This is a genomic window from Robiginitalea sp. (assembly GCF_982776155.1).
Map to the genome: position 1 here is coordinate 111,928 of NZ_CEXZKX010000004.1, position 18,895 is coordinate 130,822.

16 protein-coding genes are annotated in these 18,895 nt (G+C 56.8%); 11 read left to right on the forward strand and 5 right to left on the reverse strand.

Annotation, left to right across the window (positions count from 1 at the left end; all coding sequences use genetic code 11):
• Positions 1–24 precede the first annotated feature (24 nt).
• Genes AC3DKS_RS08280 through AC3DKS_RS08290 form a run of 3 tightly spaced genes read left to right on the forward strand, consistent with a single transcriptional unit; the run spans position 25 to position 4,602 of the window.
• Positions 25–2,457, forward strand: a complete 2,433-nt coding sequence (locus tag AC3DKS_RS08280; protein WP_272607840.1) for an ABC transporter permease — start codon at positions 25–27, stop codon at positions 2,455–2,457.
• A gap of 46 nt (positions 2,458–2,503) precedes the next feature.
• Positions 2,504–3,181 (forward strand): ABC transporter ATP-binding protein, encoded by a 678-nt coding sequence (locus AC3DKS_RS08285; protein ID WP_272607839.1) that lies wholly within the window; start codon positions 2,504–2,506, stop codon positions 3,179–3,181.
• Positions 3,178–4,602, forward strand: coding sequence for a TolC family protein (locus AC3DKS_RS08290; protein WP_272607838.1), 1,425 nt, complete (start codon positions 3,178–3,180; stop codon positions 4,600–4,602). Before AC3DKS_RS08285 ends, AC3DKS_RS08290 begins: the two co-directional genes overlap by 4 nt.
• Before the next feature lie 9 nt (positions 4,603–4,611).
• Here AC3DKS_RS08290 and AC3DKS_RS08295 read toward each other — a convergent pair whose 3' ends face one another.
• From AC3DKS_RS08295 to AC3DKS_RS08310, 4 genes are all read right to left on the reverse strand, one after another.
• Positions 4,612–6,072, reverse strand: a complete 1,461-nt coding sequence (locus AC3DKS_RS08295) for a serine hydrolase domain-containing protein (RefSeq protein ID WP_272607837.1) — start codon at positions 6,070–6,072, stop codon at positions 4,612–4,614.
• A gap of 111 nt (positions 6,073–6,183) precedes the next feature.
• A complete protein-coding gene (locus AC3DKS_RS08300; RefSeq protein WP_272607836.1) occupies positions 6,184–7,041 on the reverse strand; it encodes an ankyrin repeat domain-containing protein in 858 nt (285 codons plus the stop codon).
• Between the two features lie 65 nt (positions 7,042–7,106).
• Positions 7,107–7,967, reverse strand: a complete 861-nt coding sequence (locus AC3DKS_RS08305) for an SGNH/GDSL hydrolase family protein (protein WP_148214377.1) — start codon at positions 7,965–7,967, stop codon at positions 7,107–7,109.
• A gap of 138 nt (positions 7,968–8,105) precedes the next feature.
• Complete coding sequence (locus AC3DKS_RS08310; RefSeq protein WP_015755310.1) at positions 8,106–9,374, reverse strand: DEAD/DEAH box helicase; 1,269 nt, start codon at positions 9,372–9,374, stop codon at positions 8,106–8,108.
• Between the two features lie 207 nt (positions 9,375–9,581).
• On the opposite strand from AC3DKS_RS08310, the gene AC3DKS_RS08315 reads away from it, so the two are divergent.
• On the forward strand, positions 9,582–10,229 hold the full coding sequence (locus tag AC3DKS_RS08315; protein ID WP_272607835.1) for an MCP four helix bundle domain-containing protein: 648 nt from the start codon (positions 9,582–9,584) through the stop codon (positions 10,227–10,229).
• Positions 10,230–10,260: 31 nt separating this feature from the next.
• Here AC3DKS_RS08315 and AC3DKS_RS08320 read toward each other — a convergent pair whose 3' ends face one another.
• Positions 10,261–10,824, reverse strand: a complete 564-nt coding sequence (locus tag AC3DKS_RS08320; protein WP_272607834.1) for a mycothiol transferase — start codon at positions 10,822–10,824, stop codon at positions 10,261–10,263.
• Between the two features lie 151 nt (positions 10,825–10,975).
• Between AC3DKS_RS08320 and AC3DKS_RS08325 the strand changes: the two genes are divergently transcribed.
• From AC3DKS_RS08325 to AC3DKS_RS08355, 7 genes are all read left to right on the forward strand, one after another.
• On the forward strand, positions 10,976–14,209 hold the full coding sequence (locus tag AC3DKS_RS08325; protein ID WP_272607833.1) for a VPS10 domain-containing protein: 3,234 nt from the start codon (positions 10,976–10,978) through the stop codon (positions 14,207–14,209).
• A gap of 144 nt (positions 14,210–14,353) precedes the next feature.
• On the forward strand, positions 14,354–15,073 hold the full coding sequence (locus AC3DKS_RS08330; protein ID WP_336298665.1) for a DUF2490 domain-containing protein: 720 nt from the start codon (positions 14,354–14,356) through the stop codon (positions 15,071–15,073).
• 47 nt (positions 15,074–15,120) lie between these two features.
• Positions 15,121–16,335 (forward strand): bifunctional alpha/beta hydrolase/OsmC family protein, encoded by a 1,215-nt coding sequence (locus AC3DKS_RS08335; RefSeq protein ID WP_272607832.1) that lies wholly within the window; start codon positions 15,121–15,123, stop codon positions 16,333–16,335.
• Positions 16,332–16,823 carry a YdeI/OmpD-associated family protein gene (locus AC3DKS_RS08340; protein WP_272607831.1) on the forward strand — a complete coding sequence of 164 codons (492 nt, stop codon included), beginning with the start codon at positions 16,332–16,334 and terminating at the stop codon, positions 16,821–16,823. The genes AC3DKS_RS08335 and AC3DKS_RS08340 overlap by 4 nt, the downstream gene beginning before the upstream one ends.
• A gap of 54 nt (positions 16,824–16,877) precedes the next feature.
• Positions 16,878–17,465: a superoxide dismutase family protein gene (locus tag AC3DKS_RS08345; RefSeq protein WP_272607830.1), complete on the forward strand. Its 588-nt coding sequence runs from the start codon at positions 16,878–16,880 to the stop codon at positions 17,463–17,465.
• 44 nt (positions 17,466–17,509) lie between these two features.
• A complete protein-coding gene (locus AC3DKS_RS08350) occupies positions 17,510–18,040 on the forward strand; it encodes an RNA polymerase sigma factor (RefSeq protein WP_272607829.1) in 531 nt (176 codons plus the stop codon).
• Positions 18,040–18,861: an anti-sigma factor gene (locus AC3DKS_RS08355; protein ID WP_015755319.1), complete on the forward strand. Its 822-nt coding sequence runs from the start codon at positions 18,040–18,042 to the stop codon at positions 18,859–18,861. The genes AC3DKS_RS08350 and AC3DKS_RS08355 overlap by 1 nt, the downstream gene beginning before the upstream one ends.
• The last annotated feature ends 34 nt before the right edge of the window (positions 18,862–18,895 follow it).

Sequence of the window (18,895 nt, forward strand, 5' to 3'; positions counted from 1 at the left end):
TCCTCATCAAGAAACCGAGCAGCCATGATCCGCAACTATCTAAAAATCGCCTGGAGGAACCTGAAAAAAAACCAGGTGTTTTCCTTTATCAATATTTTCGGGTTGTCCCTGGGACTGGCGTGTTTTGTGCTGATCGCACTCTATGTCTCGGACGAACTGAGATACGATCGCCACCACGAATTTGCCGACCGCATTTACCGCGTGGATTCCGATATCCGGATGGGGGGCACGGACCTGAGCCTGTCCGTCACATCCGATCCGATGGGCGAAACCCTCAAAGCGGAATTTCCCCAGGTGTTGGAGTACGTTCGAATCTACAACAATACGGGGGCCAAGCTCATCCGCAGGGGTTCGGAGTTCATCCAGGAGGAACAGGTGGCCCATGCCGATTCAACGCTGTTTGATTTGTTTACCCTCCCGGTAATAGCCGGACAGGGGTCCCATGCCCTGAATGCGCCGAACACCGTGGTGATCTCCGAATCTGCCGCCAGTCGGTATTTCGGGAGTCCCCAGGCAGCCGTGGGCCAGGTGCTGGAAACCAATGACCCGGGCGATGGAAATTACCAGGTTACGGCCGTATTCGAGGATATTCCTGAACAATCTCATTTCCATTTTGACTTTTTCTTTTCCATGCAGAACGTCTCCTACAATTGGGGGAATTACGGGAGCCACAACTTTCATACTTACCTGCTGCTGGCCGAAGGGGCCGACCCGGCAGACTTTCCGGAGAAATTTGAACAAATCATTGTGGAATACCTCTCCCCGCTTCTAAGGGACTTTATGGATACGGACCTGGAATCTTTCCGCCAAAGCGGGAACCGGATTGAGTATTCCCTGATGCCGCTTACGGACATCCATCTGCAATCTGACCGGAGTTTCGAATTGGAGCCGAATGGCAACATCCAGAACGTCTATATCTTTGGCTTGGCTGCCCTGTTTGTGCTGGTCATCGCCTGCGTAAATTTTATGAACCTCTCCACGGCGCGATCTGCAGGTCGGGCCCGGGAAGTCGGAATCCGCAAAACACTCGGCTCCCGCAAACCCGCCCTGGTGGGCCAGTTCCTCACGGAATCCACGCTGCTGGCCGCCCTCTCGCTGGCACTGGCCCTGGGCCTCTGCGCCCTGGCAATGCCCTGGTTCAACGACCTGTCCGGTAAATCCCTGGTAATTTCCGACCTGTGGCGCCCCGGATACCTGCTTTTCCTGCTCCTTTTGCCTTTTGTGGTGGGTATCCTGGCCGGGCTGTATCCTGCATTTTTCCTGGCGGCTTTCAACCCGGTGCGCGTATTAAAAGGGGGTGGGGCAACCGGAAACGCGGAATCCCGGTTCCGGAATGCACTGGTAGTCTTCCAGTTTGCGGTTTCCATCATCCTGATAATAGGAACGTTGGTAATCTATAACCAGCTGGAATTTATCCGAAATATGCGAATCGGCTTTGACAAAGAACAGGTTGTGGTCGTGGAAACCGACGGGATTCCCGGATCCAGCCGGGAGACTTTCAAAAACGAGGCGGCTAAACTCGCCGGGGTGCATGCTGCCACTTTCGGGGGATACCTGCCTGTGGCCAATTCTTCGCGGGGGGACACCACCTTCTCTATGGATCCGGTGATGACGGAGGACAACGTTTTCAATATGCAGATTTGGCGGTCGGATTTTGACTACATCCCCACCCTGGGGATGGAGCTGCTCCAAGGCCGGAATTTCTCGCGTGAATTCGGGACGGATTCCACGGCGCTGATCATCAACGAGCGGGCAGCTAAAATCCTCGGTGTGGATAACCCGGTAGGGGAACAACTCTATACACAATCCCCGGATATGTCGGAGCCTTTGATATTTACAATAATCGGCGTAGTCCGGGATTTCAATTTCGAATCGCTGCGGCAGAATGTCGGCCCCCTGGCTATCCGCCTTGGCAGGAACGATTGGGTAACTGCCTTCCGTGTCGATCCGCAGGGCCTGGAATCCACCCTGGCGCAAATCGAAGCGAGGTTCCGGGAAGTGGCTCCCGGCATGCCGTTCACCTACACCTTCCTTGACGAATCTTTTGACCAGATGTACCGACAGGAGCAGCGAATGGGACAGGTAGCCCTGAGCTTTGCCGTACTGGCCATCCTGATTGCCTGCCTGGGCCTGTTTGGGCTGGTCACTTACGTGGCGGAACAGCGGACCCGGGAAATCGGTATCCGCAAAGTGCTGGGCGCATCCCTCGGGAATATCCTGGGGTTGCTCTCCCGCGATTTCCTCAAACTCGTACTGATCGCATTTGTTATCGGCAGCCCGGTTGCCTGGTGGGCAATGCATTCCTGGCTGGAAGACTTTGCGTATCGCGTCCCCATTGGGGCCTGGATCTTTCTCGCAACCGGCGGGGCGGCCCTGGGGATTGCCCTGCTCACCGTGGCATTCAAAGCCGTCCGTGCGGCCCTGGCAAATCCCGTAAAAAGTTTGCGCACTGAATAAAAAATGCCCTGAAGCGAAACGTCAGGCCCTAAGTATACACTCCAACATGTTGCTACAACTCGAAAATATCTATAAGTGGGTCCAGCAGGGGGGAAACCGGATCTACTTGCTCAAACACCTGAACCTGGAAGTAGCTGAAGGGGAATTCCTTTCGGTTATGGGGCCATCCGGCTCGGGGAAATCCACCCTGCTCAATGTCATCGGGTTGCTCGACAATTTCGATGAGGGTGCCTATTACTTCCAGGGCCAGGCAGTACACGGGATGCGGGACAAGCAGCGGGCCCGCTTGCAGAAGGACCACATAAGTTTTGTCTTCCAGGCCTACCACCTGATCGACGAGCTGACGGTTTACGAGAACATCGAGACACCGCTTCTGTATCAAAAGGTACCGTCCCCTGAGCGGAAAGCGCTGGTTGGCGACATCCTCGACCGCTTCAACATAGTGGGTAAAAAAGACCTGTTCCCCAGCCAGCTCAGCGGGGGCCAGCAGCAGCTCGTCGGTGTGGCCAGGGCCCTGATCTCAAAACCGAAACTGTTGCTCGCGGACGAACCGACCGGCAACCTGAATTCCCGCCAGAGCAAGGAAATCATGGACCTGTTCCGGGAACTCAACCAGGACGGTACCACCATCCTCCAGGCCACCCATTCCGAATTCAACGCCTCCTACGGCAGCCGCATCCTGCACCTGCTCGATGGAAGCTGGACCGATAATCCCGAATTATGATACATGTACGCTTAAGCATTCTGCCTGTTATTTTCTTGCTTATTGCCGAATCCCGGGTTTCTGCCCAGGAGTCTGCGGTGATTACCCTGGAAGACTGCATCGCCATGGCGCTAGAGAACAACCCCGGCCTGGAGGGCAGCCGTTTGGATGCAGAAACCGCCCGCGTCAACTTCCGCCTGGCAGCCGGGGATATGATGCCCGGGATCAACAGCAGTTTCGACCTCGGGATTAACGAGGGGCGAAGCATCGACCCGTTTACAAACGACTATATCAATGAGAAGCTGACCTTTTCGAACATTGGCCTGAACCTGAACGCCCTGGTGTTCAATGGATTTAGCCAGTACAACGCGATGCGCCGGCAACGGTTGAACCTGAAAGCGGCCGACCTGGAATACGAGGCGGCCCGGCAGGCGCTCTCCCTGGATGTTACCCTGGCGTTTCTCCAGGCCGTGAATGCCCGGGAACTCGTCCGCCTAACCGAAGGCCGTATTGGCTCTACCCAGGTACAGGTAGACCGGTTGAAAACCCTCTTTGACCAGGAAACAGGGAACCCGGCTGCCTTCCGCGACCTGCAGGGTCAGTATGCCTCTGACCGGGCCACCCTGGCCCAGGCCCGCAACGCCCTTACGGCTGCTGTGCTGGAGCTGGAACGACTGATCAACGCATCTTCCCCCATCGACCCGGCCCGGCTCGGCATCCTGATGGATTTTGAGCCCTATGCGCTGTCGGCCGAGGAGGTGTACGGCCAGGCCCTGGCGAAACTGGATGCCATCGAGGCACGCCGCCTGCGCCTGGAGGCAGCACGGAAAGGGGTTGCCTCCGCCCGGGGGCAGTTCACGCCGGAAATTTCGTTTTTTGCAGGGCTGCGGTCCAATTATTCCAGCCTTGCCAATATGTTTACCCAAACCGGGACCGAGGTTGTCGATACGGGCGATTTTGTTACGGTTGGCGGACAAAACTATCCTGTACAAAGCGAAAATTCGATTTTCCAGGCAGATCGGATCGAGTTTCAGGACCAGTTAGACAACAACCTGAACACCTTTTACGGGGTAAGCGCGCGCATCCCGCTATTTAATGGCTTGCAGGCGCATAACAACCTCAAACAACAGAAGATTGAACGCAGCCGGGCGGAGGTCGAACTCTCGCAGGCAGAACTGCGATTCCGGCAGGCCATCCGGGGAGCCCATGCGGATATGGAAACCGCATTGGAACGGGTTCGGGTGCTCGAGGAGCAGGTGACTGCCTATGAGGAGTCCTTCCGCATCAACGAAATCCGCTTTAACAACGGGGTTTCGAACAGTACGGAATACATCGTGAGTAAAAACAACCTGGACAATGCACGCGTGGCCCTTGCCAATGCGCAATACGAATACCTGCTCAGGGTGCGGGTACTGGAATATTACCGGGGGGAGGCGCTCTAACCGAATTGCTTAGGGATGCTGCCCCATACGCAGGAACCGGTAGCGGCCGTTCCAGGTCATCTCCAATGTATCGCCAACTACTGAAAACCGGACGTTTTCCCCTTTTTCCACATCGACGAATTTCAGGGAATCCATGGGGCTCAACAGGTTCTCCTCCCCGTTATTGGGGTCTTTAACGAATAAGTTTCCGTCCCGGGGCTCCACGAAAATCCGGTATTCCCCAATTCCGGGAACCGGAAAATCCAGGACATAATTCCCCGCTAATGCGGCCAGGGAATCTGCCGCCATCTCGATGAGTTGGACCGTTCTCGGTTTGCTGAAGCCCCAGCCGTAATAGTCGGATACCGCGCGGATGGCCTCCCCCATCAGGTTGCCCCCCTGGTCCGCATTGGTCATCACAATTACCGCCCGGCCCTGATGGGCAGTTGCCAGCATATTATTCGTAAAACCCGCATTTTTACCCCCGTGGCCAAAAAGCAGGGAATCTCCCTCCTTCTGCAGGGCCGGCCCGAGTCCCCAGTCCCCGAGGTGTTTGGTAAGCATTGCCTGCGCCGTTTGCTGCGAAATGGGGCCATTTCGTTCACCCGAAAGGATCTCCTGGATGGCAATACAATAGGCCGCCAGGTCGGATGGGATGGTCCAGAGGCCTGCGGCTGCCTGTTCCGGGTAGTTGTTCCAAAGCCCATCGATAAGTTCGCCATCACGGTCATAGGCGGCACTCGCATTGTCGGTGAACGGGGAGTCCAAGGGTTGTTGGTAGGTGCTATGATGCATCCCGAGTTGCGGGAGGATGTTTTTATCCATATACGTTTCCAAAGGCATCCCGCTTACGTCTTCAACGACCTTTTCCATGACGGTATACCCGCCGCCCGAGTATCTCCAGAGGCTGCCGGGCACCGTATCCACAACTATCGGGTCCGTGTTGCCGCGTCCCTCCAGCACTGTCACGATATCCGGAAAACGGTCTGTTTGTTTGTAGCCGGGGAACCCATGGACGGTCATCCCGGCTGAGTGGGTGAGCAGGAGCCTCAGGGTGACCCGGGCACTGTCCGTGTAGGCAGACTGCGGTACTTTCCAATCCTTGAGATAGGTGTTGACATCCGCATCGAGGTCCACCTTGCCTTCCTCCCAGAGTTGTAGGGCGGCCAGGGCAGCTATGGGCTTGCTGATCGACCCTGCCTGAAATAAGGTTGCCGTATCCACGGGCTGCCCCGTCTGGGTATTGGCCACACCATAGGCCCGGGCCCAGCGGAGTTTTCCATCCGATACCACGGCAATACCTGCCCCTGGGACGTTGTATTTTTCCATCCGTTCTTCCATAGAATAACGGGGGATGGATTCCCCTTCCACGAGGATCCCGGGGAGCAGACCGTTTTCGACCGTATGGATTTCAGCTGCCCGATCGTCCCCGGTTTCCGAGGCACAGGAAATAAAGAAAAACAGGATGGTCAGGACGTACAAATAGCGCATGAGATCGGGAATTTTCAGTTGATACTAAGATAATCGTTCTCCCGGATAGGACTGGCTGGCAGGGTAAAAGGTTACGGATATTTTCTCCTGAACTTAGGGGCTATGCGCATATCAGATCCGGTTGGCGACGAGGCGCAAACCGGGCTCTTCCACCGTGAGGCTCCTGGCGGTTTCCCCATCCAACTGGAAGGTAACGGTTACGGAAGGCGTCCCGTTATACACAAAGGCCTGGTTCCCGCGGTAGTACAAGCCCCCGCCAAACGCACCCAAACGCCCCAGTGAAAGCATTTTACGCATGTTCAGGCGGACGCTGAAACCGTCGGCCTCCCCGGGGCCGTATTTGTAGTCCCCCAGGTATTTCTCCTTTTCTGCTTCGCCCATAGGCGCATCCGGCCAGCCGGGGTCGGCATCCCCCAATGCTTCCAGGTAGTCGATTAAGCGCTGTTGCCGGGTAGTATCCACCGGTACGCCTTCAACCTCCCGCATGCCTGCTTTGGCATGGGAAAGCAGGGAGATGCCGTGGGGGCCATAAACCCTCTGAATCCCCGGGGTTGCTTCGATCATTGCGCGCACCGCTTCCAGAGCCCCGAGCATGGCGTAGGTGAAGATATTGGGGCGGGCACCCTTCCCCATCAAGTAGGCGGCGATATCCCGGCGGCCCACGTGAGAAGCAGCTCCCAGGGCAGTTTCAAAATCCCCGAAAGCCCAGTCCCAGCAGGCCCTGGCCAGTTCGGGCCGAGGTTCCACCAATTCCCGGACGCGATCCAGGTTCGAATGGCTGGCGCCTACTACAGAGCGAACCGACTCGTCAGGCAGGGAAGGAAAGTTCTCCGGGATGTCTGGCGTCGGAAGGCCTGTAGGCTGCCGGTAAATTGCGGCGTTCGCATATTGAATGTTCGGGAGGCTAACGGCCAGCAGGCCAAAAACGGAGGAATTCAGGAAGGTGCGGCGGGAAGGCGTGAATGGCATGCTGTTGGGAATTGATTCAACCTTCAAGGTACTGATTATCAGTATTCCTATTTGTGAAATCCATGTTAATTGGGATTTTTCCTGATACGGTTCCCATCCTCGTGGTAGCGGTCCACCACCTGCTTAAGAAGTGCGGCTTTCGGGGAGGGCACCGGCCCGTTAAAATCCAGGTCGGCAGCTTTTTCCCCCGTCAATAGGAAATAGAACTCACAAGCGTTCAAAAAGGAGCCTGCCGGGCTCGGGTGGAAGGCGTCGTCGAATAATCCAACCTCCGCATGCAGGTTGCGCATTTCCAGGAACAGGTCCCCGTGATTGGACTTTTCAACGCCATTGTCTGCAGCCAGTTTGGCGTATCCCGAATTGATGGCCCCGGTATGCCGCGCCAGGTTGTCCAGGGTCTCCGAACAATACGGCCTGCTGCGCAGGGACGGGTGGATTATGGCGCCCGGTTGACAAAATTGCAAGGGATAGGTGGTATCGGAAGCCCATGTATTGAACAGGATGATGCGCGCGGGGCCTCCCAGGTAGGATTTCGTCCTGGCGATGGCCGGGGAAACCGAGAGGTTGCGCGATTCAGGAATCAGCGCCTCCACGGTACCGGTTTGCAGGATGACGACGTTCCAGTTGCGCTCCAGCAATTTGTTTTCCGTGCCCGTTAGTTCTCCGGCCATTTTCCCGCGGGTAAAGGCCGTCGAATCCGTCAGTGCGGTAATCATTTGGGTAAAATGCCCCCTGAGCGACATGCCCGGCACCGTGCTCTGATGGATGCGCACCGGGTGTCCTTTTTCCGAAAGCATGGCCTGGAGCATCCCGGGCATATCGTGGTAATAGGTCAGGCTGTTGCCCACGAACAATACATGCGTGGTGTCCTGCTGGCCATTGAGACCGAATGAAATCAAGAAAAAGCACAGAAGGAGATGTCTCAACGAAATCGGGGTTGCGGGCCGTTACCCGGGTTTCATTAAAGGTAGTGAAAAGCCCGGTACCCGGTGCCGGTTCCGTATACCCGCATCCTGCAGGATACCCGTCCGCCCGCGGTTAATTCCCCCCAGGAATACTTGCATCTAGCGCCTGCGGCCCCGGTTTTGGCGCCCCTGTCCTCCGCCGCCCCTCTTCCGGGAGGCGAAATACTCCTGCTTGCGACGCTGCTTCTCCTTTTCGAATTCCTGCTTCTCGGCAGCCGTCATCGGGCGCTCCGTCTGCGGGAATGGGTGGTCCTCCACCCGTTCGATTTTCAGGTCGATCAGTTTTTCAATATCGCGGATATAGGCGTTTTCCTCCGGTTCGCAGAGGGAGATGGAGACCCCTTCCTCCCCGGCGCGCCCGGAGCGCCCAATTCGGTGGACGTAGGTCTCTGCCACATTCGGGATGTCGAAATTCACCACATAGCGCAGCTGGTCGATGTCGATGCCCCGGGCGGCAATATCCGTAGCCACCAATACGCGGACCTTCCCGTCCTTGAACTGGCCAAGCGCTTTCTGGCGCTGGTTCTGGGATTTGTTCCCGTGGATGGCCGCGGCTGAAATTTTTTTCTTGCCCAGGTTTTTTACGATGCGGTCCGCCCCGTGCTTGGTCCGGGCAAATAGCAGTACCTGGTCCATGTCCGGGTCCTTCAGGATATGCAGCAGCAAATCGTTCTTGTCGGATTTATTGGTATAGTAGAGGTACTGGCGGATGGTTTCCGCCGTTGAGGAAACCGGGCTCACGGCTACCTTTACCGGGTCGCTCAGGATTTTCCGGGAAAGGGAAACGATGTCGTCCGGCATGGTTGCGGAAAAAAACAGGGATTGCCGTTCCGCGGGCAGTCGGGCGATGATCTTCCGGATATCGTGGATAAAGCCCATGTCCAGCATGCGGTCCGCTTCGTCCAGCACAAAGTACTCCACCTTGCTCAGGGAAATGATCCCCTGGTCCATCAGGTCCAGCAGACGTCCCGGGGTAGCCACCAGTATATCGACCCCCCTGCGGAGGGCTTCTACCTGTTTGCCCTGTTTCACCCCGCCAAAGATGACGGTGTTGCGAATGCCGGTATAATGGCCGTAAGCCGTAAGGCTTTCCCCGATCTGGATGGCGAGTTCCCGGGTGGGCGTGACGATCAGCGCATTGACTACGCCGCGTTTACCACCGTAACGTCGGTCGCGTTCCAGATGCTGCAGGATGGGGATGGCAAAGGCCGCCGTTTTTCCGGTCCCGGTCTGGGCGCTTCCCATTACGTCACGCCGGTTGAGGACGTGGGGGATTGCCTGGGCCTGGATATCGGTGGGGCGGGAATAATTTTCTTTTTTCAGGGCCCGGAGAATGGGCTCTGCTAGTTCGAGTTGTTCAAATGTCATAGGGATGTATCGGTGAGATCCCCTGAGTTTTCAAACACCGGAACCTCGGATTAAGGGCGCGAAGGTACTGTTATATTCCGGTATTTTTCACGGAATTGGGAAATAATTGGGGAAGGGCAGCCCAGGCAGCCTGTTTTGATAAGGTGCCCAAATCCCTTACATTACGGGGAGGCATACTGCCTTACCAGGATACCAACCCCGGGGCTTATGAAGAAAGATAAAATCAGATTTTTTGCGGGCCTGTTGCTCGTATTCTTTGTCATCCTGGCCACCTACCGCATCGACCAGGCAAATTTTGACAAGGTGGAAGATTCCATCATCACTATCTATGAAGACCGGTTGGTGGTGAAGGACCTGATTTTCAAAATCGCAGACCTCCTGGACGAAAAACGCATGGCCCTGGCCACCTCGGATACCGTCTTCTTCCAGCGGCGCAACGCGGTGGTCGATGCCCAGATCGGGCAGTTGTTGCGGTTGTTCCGGGAAACCCGGTTAACCGAGAACGAAGAGCGGACGCTAACCGCCTTCGGGGAACAAATCGAGCAGCTGCAGGCTGCGGAGGCCGAAATGGCGAACCCCGCAACGCATCCGGACCGGGACGAACTGTCCACGAGGCTGGAAGTTCTGAAGGGGCAGGCCCGGACGCTTTCGGACATCCAGCTCAGCGAGGGGAAACGCCAACTCCTGATCGGTTCCCGGGCCATCCGGTCCAGCAAGCTCCTGATGCAGGTAGAATTGATTGTCCTGATTGTGCTTGCCCTGGGCATCCAGTTCCTGGTTTTGCAGAAGCCCCGGAGAAAAACAAAAGAGCCGAAAGAGCCGGAAGAAAAAACCTTCAAGGGGAAGATTACCTGAGTCCTTTTACGACGGAGTCCTTTTACGACGCTTAATCGGGGAATCGTTGTTTAACCAGTGCAATCTGCCCCATGTGTGCTGACGCGTGTTCGAGGACATGAAACCATACCCAATGGTTGTTGACTCCTTCCTCAATTTCAGACGCCAGCCAGGCATCGTCCCGGGATTTGAGGCCTCCCAGGGTTTTCTCCCGTACGGTATCCCAGATATCCAGGTAATGGGCAATCGGTTTGCCGGTGAAGGTTTCCCGCGACGCCTCCCCAAGGTCCGAGGCTGCCCCCCAAAAGGCCATGTCTTCTGCAGACCAGGCATTCCCTTCCAGGGTCTCGATCTGGTAATAGGCCTCGGTAGCCGCCAGGTGCATAATCAGGGCGCCGATGCTGTTGGCCCGATCATCGAACCTAAAATCAGTTTCAGCCAGGCTCAGGCCCCGGACATCGGCTTCAATCCGGTCTTTGATTTCCTCCAACATGTCCACCACTATCCCGATTTGGGGCGTAAATCCTTCAACCGGTTCAACTGCGTATTGGGCTTTTACAGGGGCATTTAACCCGACGATACCCGTTAAGAGCACGAGCCTGATAATATTCTTCATGAGTTCAGATATAAAATAGCGAATCGGTAGGGAAACGAGTTAAATATAAGGCAGATCCCTATGGAGGCTGTTTCTAGCGGGCCTTCTTAACACACCTTTAAGAAATCCCCGGACCCCTTTTCGTATTTTTAGGCCGCTAACTAATTCCCTTATGAAAAAACGACTTCTCGCAGCCCTGCTGCTGGCGGCAGCCCCCCTGTTTTCCCAACAATTCAACATGCAACTCGCAGGCGACCTGAAACCCCGGAATATCGGCCCGGGCGGTATGAGCGGCCGGGTTACCGCCATTGACGTGGTAACGGAGGATCCCGAGGTGATGTACGTCGGGACAGCTTCCGGCGGCCTGTGGAAAAGCACCTCCGGGGGAATCAAATGGGAACCGGTCTTCGACGACCAGGTTACCGCGAGTATTGGGGCCGTGGCCATCCAGCAGAGCAACCCTTCAGTGATCTGGGTGGGGACCGGCGAAGGCAACCCCAGGAACAGCCTCAATGGCGGATACGGGGTATTCCGCTCCCTGGATGCCGGGAAATCCTGGCAGCGGATGGGGCTGGAACAAACACGCCATATCCACCGGATTATCATCGACCCCACCGACCCCGAAACGGTGTATGTCGGGGCCATTGGCTCCCCCTGGGGGGAACACCCGGAACGGGGGGTATTCAAGACCACCGACGGGGGCGAAACCTGGGAGAAAATCCTGTTTGTCAACAACAAAACCGGCGTGGGGGACATGGTCATGGACCCCTCCAACCCGAACAAACTGATCGTGGGGATGTGGGAGCACCGTCGCTGGCCGTGGTTCTTTGAATCCGGAGGGCCAGGAAGCAGGCTGTACATGACCCACGACGGGGGTAAGTCCTGGAAACAACTCACCGATGCGGACGGCCTGCCCAAGGGGAACCTGGGGCGGATTGGCCTGGCCATAGCCACGAATAAGCCCAACCGGGTCTACGCCCTGGTGGAATCCAAAAAGAATGCGCTCTACCGCAGCGATGACGGTGGGTTTTCCTGGAAAAAAATCAATGACGGGGACGATATCGGGAACCGTCCGTTCTATTACTCGGACCTGTATGTGGACCCGGAAAACGAAAACCGCGTGTATTCGGTATTTACCTATGTGAATGTCTCCGAGGACGGCGGCAAGTCCTTTACGGAACTCATGCCGGCATACGGTGTGGACAATGGCGTCCACCCGGACCACCACGCCTGGTGGATCCACCCGGAAAACGGGCAGTTTATGATGGACGGGAACGACGGGGGCCTGAACCTGACCATGGACGGGGGCAAGTCCTGGCGCTTTGTCGGTAACCTGCCGGTGGCCCAGTTCTACCATATTTCCGTGGACAACGAGTTTCCCTACAACGTATACGGGGGGATGCAGGACAACGGCTCCTGGCGGGGGCCGGCCTATGTCTGGAAAGCCCAGGGCATAAGGAATTCCTACTGGCAGGAAATCGCCTTCGGGGACGGCTTTGACGTAGTCCCGGACCCGGATGATTCCCGTTATGGATATGCGATGAGCCAGCAGGGATACGTGGGGCGCTACGATTATGTTACCGGGAATGATTACCTGGTCCGGCCCACGCCCCCCGATGACACCACGCGCCTCCGGTTTAACTGGAATGCCGCTATTGCGCAGGATCCGTACGACAACAGCACGGTGTATTTCGGCAGCCAGTTTGTGCACAAAAGCACGGACAAAGGACTCACCTGGTCGGTGATTTCGCCCGACCTGACCACCAACGACCCGGAAAAACAAAAGCAAAGCGAAAGCGGGGGGCTCACCCTGGATGCCACCGGGGCGGAAAACCACTGTACGATCCTGGTTATCGAACCCTCCCCGGCCGAGCGCAACCTGCTTTGGGTGGGTACGGACGACGGGCGCTTGCACATTACCCGTGACGGGGGCGGCACCTGGACCGAGGTGGGCACCAACATCAAAGGGCTGCCCAAAGGGAGCTGGATCCCGCAGATCAAGGCCTCTCCGGACAACCCGGGAGAAGCCCTGCTGGTAGCCAACGACTACCGGCGGTTCAACTATACGCCATACGCCTACCGGACCCGGGATTTCGGGCGGAGTTGGGAACGGATTGTGGACGCTGACGACGTGGCCTCCTATACGCTGTCGATCATCCAGGACCCTGAAAATCCAAACCTGCTTTTCCTGGGTACGGACGATGGGTTGTACTACAGTATGGACGGGGCATCCAGTTGGTCCAAATGGGACCACGGCTACCCGACAGTTTCCACTAAAGACCTGGCCATACATCCGCGGGAGCATGACCTGGTCATCGGCACCTTCGGACGGGCGGCCTGGGTCCTGGACGATATCCGTCCCCTGAGGGCCATTGCCGGGAACCCGGCGGTCCTCGAGAAGGATATTGCCCTCTTCCCCACCCCCACTGCCTACCAGGCGGCCTACCAGCAACCCACCGGCAGCCGGTTTGGGGGGGACGCCATTTTTAACGGAGAGAATCGTCGGCGCGGGGCGATGATTACCTATTACCTGAAGTCCGGCAAAAAGGAAATGGATGCAGAAAAGAAAGGAGCCGGCAACAGCGGGGCAAATGAGAAGGAGTCGGCCCCGGGGGAAGACAACGAGGGGGAAGACAACGAGAAAATGACCCGGGACTCCGTTGTTTTCAAATTTTACGACGGGGAACGCCTGATCCGCACCCTCAAATACAAAACCCCCGATTCGGCGGGCCTGCACCGGATTTACTGGGGGCTGGATGAGGCGGGTGCAGACCGGCCTTCCCGATCCATCCGCAAACGCAACCGGGAACCCGGCGGCCCGGACGTGCTACCCGGCACCTATAAGGTGGTTGCCCATTTTGGCGAGTCCGCAGACAGCACAACCGTGAAGGTTGCAAGCGACCCGCGCCTGGACATCCCGCAGAAGGCACTTACCGATGCCTACGAGACCTCCCGGAAATTGGAAGGGTGGCAGCAAACGGCTGCCGATGCCGTCCGGCAGCTCATCGAAAGCAAGAACATCGCGGAGGAATACCGGAAGGAACTCAAGAAAAAGGACGAGGAGGCCTTTAAGGACCCGATTGCCGCTTCCGGGGAGATCGTTAAGCAGATCGATTCCCTGGTGGCCCTGTACATCGGGAAGGAAGACAAACGCCAGGGCATCGTGCGCAACCCGGAAATGACCGTGATGCAGCGCCTGAGCAATGCATCCGGCTATTCCAGCAGCCGCCCCGGCGGCCTCACCGCTACGGAGCGACAATTGATCCGGTTTGCTGAGGCAGACCTGCAGGCCGCCCTGGAAAAAACAAATGCATTTTTTACGGACCGTTGGGAAGCCTACCGGGACGAGATGGAAGCGCTGGAGGTAACTCCTTTTGAGGAAACTGAAACCTTCCGGCTGGAATAGGCGTCCTAATCCGGGAGACGACGAACCCACTTAAAAAACAAAGCCATGAAACGATTACTTTTTTTATCGCTCCTGGCCGTGGCTTTTGGCTGCAAGGAGGAGGCAGAACTGGAGAGTGAAACCCAATAAACGACCTAATATTTTATGAGATTGATAAATAATATCCAACAAGCGGGCCGGATCTCCGGCCTGCTATTGCTTTTAATGCTGGGCGCAAATACCCTGCAGGCCCAGGTGAACGGGGAGGAAAAACTGGGGGCCTGGTACATGTACTTCGGGATGAACCAGGTGGCCGAACGCTGGAGCATCCACACCGAGGCGCAGTTCCGTTTCTACGAAATTACAAACAGCTTCAACCAGATGCTTTTGCGCACCGGTGCAAACTACCACATTTCCGATGAGGCCATCGCCACTTTCGGGTATGCGTACATCGATACGGACCCGACATTTGAAGGGGATGAGGCCCTGTTGAATAAAATCACCGAACACCGTATCTTTCAACAGTTTATCCTGAAAAACACCGTAAGCCGTTTCGCTTTTGAACACCGCTACCGGTTGGAGCAGCGGTTCCTGAATTTCGACGGCCCGACGGAAACCCAGCACCGGGCGCGATACAGGTTGCAGGTAACCTATCCGCTCGGGGACACGTTTTTCTTGAACTGGTACGACGAGGTCTTCCTGAACCTTCAGGGCAACATTTTTGGCCAGAACCGGCTCTACCTGGCACTCGGGGCCAAACTGAGCCCGACCCTGAGCGTTCAGGCGGGATACCTGAAAAACCATTTCTCAACCGCGCATTACGACCGGTTGCAACTCGGGGTTTTCTTTAATCCGGACCTGAGGCGGAAACAGGCAACCCCCTAACCCTCCAGGCGGTGGGAAGCACGGGCTGAACCGTTAAAACATTTGCCATGAAATCTGAAAGCATCCGATTTACCGGCGCCGGGAACCTGCAATTGGCGGGCAAGCTCGAATTGCCGGCCGATAGGAAACCCGCCGCTTTTGCACTGTTCGCCCACTGCTTTACCTGTTCCAAGGATTTGCGGGCGGCACGTGAAGTAGCCAGGTCGTTGACTATGAGCGGTTTTGGCGTTTTGCGCTTTGATTTTACCGGCCTGGGCGGCAGCGATGGCGAATTCGCATCCACGGATTTTTCGAGGAATATCTGGGATCTGGTGGCCGCTTCGGATTTCCTGAAATCCCATTTTGAGGCCCCGCAACTGCTCGTAGGCCATTCCCTGGGGGGTACCGCCTGTCTGGCTGCGGCTTTTGAGCTTCCCGATGTACGGGCGGTGGCAACCATCGGCAGCCCGGCCAACCCAAAGCACGTAACCGGCTTGTTGGGGGAATCCCTTGAAACCATCGAGACAACGGGCAGCGCCGAGGTCCGAATCGGCGGCCGGCCTTTCAGGATCCGGAAAGAATTCCTGGACGACCTGGAGGATCATCCCCTGGAAGAACGCCTGGGCTCCCTGGGGAAAGCCCTGTTGCTGTTGCATTCCCCCCAGGATACCATCGTGGGCATCGACCAGGCCGAACGGCTTTACAGGGCGGCCCGGCACCCCAAGAGTTTCATCACCCTGGACAGGGCCGACCACCTGCTCAGCCTGCCGTCCGATGCCCGGTACGCCGGTTCGGTGATTGCTTCCTGGGCAGCCCGGTATACGGTGCAACCAGACCAACCGCCCCTGAAAACGGAGCAGCAGGTGGTAGCCAGCCTGGAAGCGGACGCCGGGTTTACCACAAAAATGCTCGTGGGCAACCACCGCATGCTGGCGGACGAACCGGAGAGTTTCGGCGGCCGGGACCTGGGCCCGTCCCCTTACGAACTGGTGGCTGCAGGCCTTTCGGCCTGTACGGCCATGACGCTTCAGATGTACGCCAAACGAAAAAAATGGGACTTGCAGCACGTGGAAGTCCACACCTCCCACGGCAAAGAACACGCCCTTGATTGCGACCAGTGCGAATCCGGGGAGGCACGGATCGATACCTTTCGAAGGGAAATCCGCATAACCGGAGACCTGGATGAAAAGCAGGTGCAAAAACTGCTCGAAATCGCCGATAAGTGCCCGGTCCACAGAACCCTGCACGGACCCGTCCAAATCCTGACGCGCCTTTCGCCATGATCCGGAGCCCAGAGTTTGAAACCACCCTGCAGGATACCCATGCCCTGGCCCTACCGGATGCGGTAGTCCGTCCGTTCGTTGAAAAAGACATGCGCCGGGTGGTGGTTTGCGCCAGATTCGAAGGAAAATCCGTCCGTTATCACGCTGCACTCCAGAAGCGCCATGGGGCCTTTTATATAATGTTCAACCGGAAAAACCAGAAATCCCTGGGCGTCTTCCCCAATGATTATTTTACTGTGCGTCTCGAAGAAGACCAGACGGAGTTCGGGGTGGACTTGCCGCCCGAGCTCGAGGAAGTCTTCCGACAGGACACAGATGCCTTCAAAAAGTTTCGCCAGTTATCCCCTGGGGCTTGCCGTTCTGTGATCTACTGGGTTCTGGGAGTTGCCTCACCCCAAAGGCGTATCGAACGCTCCCTGACGGTCAGCCGCCGGCTGCACCAGGGGGCGAAAACAGCTAGTGATCTGGTTAAAGGAAAGCCGGATTGAGGTTGCCATCCATTGGAATATTCCCTATTTTTAGCCGAATCCAAAAACAGTAAAATGAAAAAGACCACCATAAGCGTACTCGCACTTCTTTTTGCAATCAGCTTCAGCTGCAAAGAAACCAAGAAAGAGGCCGACGCCGCCGCGGATGAAATGGAAGAAAATATGGAAACTGTCACTGAGGAAGTCAGTGAGGAAATCGTCAAGTTCACCATGGAGCCCAAGAGCGACAGCGGGGTGCAGGGAGACGTCAGTTTTACCGAGAAAGATGGAACAGTGATGATGGAGGCTTCCTTCACAGGCCTCAGCGCCGGGGAACACGCCATCCACATCCACCAAAACGCCGATTGCTCGGCAGCTGACGGGACTTCTGCAGGCGGGCACTGGAACCCGACCGGGGAGCCCCATGGACAGTGGGGGGACGAAGCCGGATACCACAAAGGCGATATCGGGAATTTCACGGCCGCCGAAGATGGCACCGCCACTGTGGAATTCGAGACCGACCAATGGTGCCTGGGCTGTGAAGACCCGAACAAGAATATTATCGGCAAGGCCGTTATCGTACACCAGGGCGCGGACGACTTTACTTCCCAGCCCAGCGGGGCGGCCGGCGCGCGCGTAAGCTGCACCGGTATAATCCAATAATCCGCACAGGTTCCGATACCGAGCAAAACCCAGACCCTACCCTATTGGAACAGGACCTCCTGATTGAACAATTTAAGGCCGGCCGTTTGGCCGCCTTTAAAGAATTGCATACCCGGTATGCCCCGAATATCTGTGGGGTGATCCACACGATTTTAAGAAACCGGGAACGGGCCGAGGAGCTCACCCAGGACGTCTTTGTTAAAATCTGGGACTACCGGGCCAGTTACGACGCCTCCAAAGGCCGCTTCTTTACCTGGGTCCTGAATATTGCCCGCAATGCGGCAATCGACGAATTGCGCTCTAAATCGCACAAAGAGCAGCAATTGAACCTTCATACGACCTTTTTCGTAGATATGGCAGAAGAGCAGGAGGAGCAAACCTTCGGCGTGGACATGAATCACGTCAAAGGGTTGATCCGCGGCCTTGGTAAAAAATGCCACCAGATCATCGAATTGCTGTATTTTAAAGGCCTGACGCAGAAAGAGTCTTCGGACTATTTGGACATCCCCCTGGGGACTGTTAAAACGCGGGTCCGCAACTGCATCTCCCGTCTTCGTAAAAATTTAGTCGACTGATGGATGTTCAAGCCTACATAGAATCCGGGATCCTCGAGCTGTACGTAGCCGGGGCACTTGGCGAAGACGAAAGCCGCGAGGTGACCCGCCTGGCTTCCGAACACCCGGAAATCCTGGCAGAAATACAGGCGATTGAATCGGCCTTTAACCGGTTGGGCAGCAGTCTGGCCCCGTCGGGTGCCCGGTTCGATTTCGAGTCAGTCCGGCAGCGGATCCAGGCGGATCCTTCGGAAGGACGGGCCGGGACCCCCGGCGTCAGGACCCTGGAACCCCGGAGGAAACCCTGGGCAACCTGGGCCGGCTGGGCGGCAGCCCTGGTACTCGGGGCCGGGCTTATATGGATGGCAAGCGAACGGCAGCGCCTGCAGGCCGATGTCCAGGTACTCCAGCAGGACAACCAGTTCCTGGAGCAACAGGTGGAGGCGACCCGGGAGGCCCTTGCCGACACCGATTCTATAATGCGGGAACTCCGGGACAAAAATATTTCCGTCGTGCCGCTCGACGGCCAACAGGTGGCCCCTGAGGCCTACGCCCGCGTGTACTGGAACCGGGATTCCGGGCAGTTGCTGATCGATGCGATCGGCCTGCCGGAGCCACCCCCGGGAATGGTCTATCAGGTATGGTCCCTGAAGCTGGATCCGCTGACCCCCACAAGCCTGGGCCTCCTGGAGGATTTTGCCTCCGAGGATGACCGGATCTTTGCCTTACCCAACCCGAATGAATCCGAGGCCTTTGGAATTACCCTGGAGCCGGCAGGGGGAAGCGAGACACCCACCCTGGAGCAACTCTACACCCTCGGGGAGGTAAAAAAAGCTACTTAGTATCTTAGAATCACAAGCAGAACCGGATGCGGTC